This is a genomic window from Secundilactobacillus angelensis (genome assembly GCF_012641075.1).
GTDB classification, from domain to species: domain Bacteria; phylum Bacillota; class Bacilli; order Lactobacillales; family Lactobacillaceae; genus Secundilactobacillus; species Secundilactobacillus angelensis.
Genome location: NZ_JAAXLJ010000073.1, coordinates 1 through 469 on the forward strand (window position 1 = coordinate 1; position 469 = coordinate 469).

General features: G+C 45.0%; 1 protein-coding gene. It reads right to left on the reverse strand.

Annotated elements, in window-relative coordinates; translation table 11 throughout:
* Positions 1 to 469, reverse strand: a 469-nt coding sequence (locus HC026_RS12410) for a helix-turn-helix domain-containing protein (RefSeq protein ID WP_168926209.1), incomplete at both ends; no start/stop codon positions are given.

Below are 469 nucleotides of genomic sequence, written 5' to 3' on the forward strand. Positions count from 1 at the left end.
GACAGTATTGAGCGTTCAGATCAACGACCACGCTTTGAACCCGCTGGCGTTCAGTTAAAGAATATCGGTTGATGAAGTAATCCATGATTTGAGTCGTTAATCTACCTGGTAATGTCGTTACCAGGTGGTGAGCCAGTGCAGCGCAACAGATAAACGACATGTGATGATTAGCTGAACGAAACTCGTCAAAACAGAGTTGAGTTGGTAACTCCTTAAGTCGATAAGGACGTTTAGCGTGCTCATTAATGATCCGGCTTACACTCGTATCAGAGATACCTAGCAGTTTGGCTATTTCGGTGGCTGTTAATGAGTCTTTGGCCAGTTCAATCACTGCTTGGTGAACTGCTGGAGTCAATGTGTGATTAAAGAGTAAGTTGGATGATGTGGCACCGCAAGTGGTGCCACAGGTCCTACACAGATAACGCTGTTTATGAAGCTTCAATACGTATTTACCGCCGTTAACAGGTGC